Annotated in this window: 1 protein-coding gene and 1 pseudogene; both read left to right on the top strand. The window is 52.3% G+C overall.

All coding sequences use genetic code 11. The features are described from left to right. A pseudogene (rpsE, locus tag ACEWB7_RS18195) lies at nucleotides 1–272 on the top strand (30S ribosomal protein S5); the annotation flags it as partial. 3 nt (nucleotides 273–275) lie between these two features. After that, nucleotides 276–413 (top strand): 50S ribosomal protein L30 (rpmD, locus tag ACEWB7_RS18200; RefSeq protein WP_411581116.1); only part of this gene is annotated, 138 nt, incomplete at its 3' end.

Below are 413 nucleotides of genomic sequence, written 5' to 3' on the forward strand. Positions count from 1 at the left end.
ACGGCACTCTGCAACACCCTGTTAAAGGTGTTCACACGGGTTCTCGCGTATTCATGCAGCCGGCTTCCGAGGGTACCGGTATCATCGCCGGTGGTGCAATGCGCGCCGTTCTGGAAGTCGCTGGGGTTCATAACGTTCTGGCTAAAGCGTATGGTTCCACCAACCCGATTAACGTGGTTCGTGCAACTATCGATGGCCTGGAAAATATGAATTCTCCAGAAATGGTCGCTGCCAAGCGTGGTAAATCCGTTGAAGAAATTCTGGGGAAATAAACCATGGCAAAGACTATTAAAATTACTCAAACCCGCAGTGCAATCGGTCGTCTGCCGAAACACAAGGCAACGCTGCTTGGCCTGGGTCTGCGTCGTATTGGTCACACCGTAGAGCGCGAGGATACTCCTGCTATTCGCGGT

This window comes from Acinetobacter sp. NIOH-H-8 (assembly GCF_046635365.1).
GTDB lineage: Bacteria > Pseudomonadota > Gammaproteobacteria > Pseudomonadales > Moraxellaceae > Acinetobacter.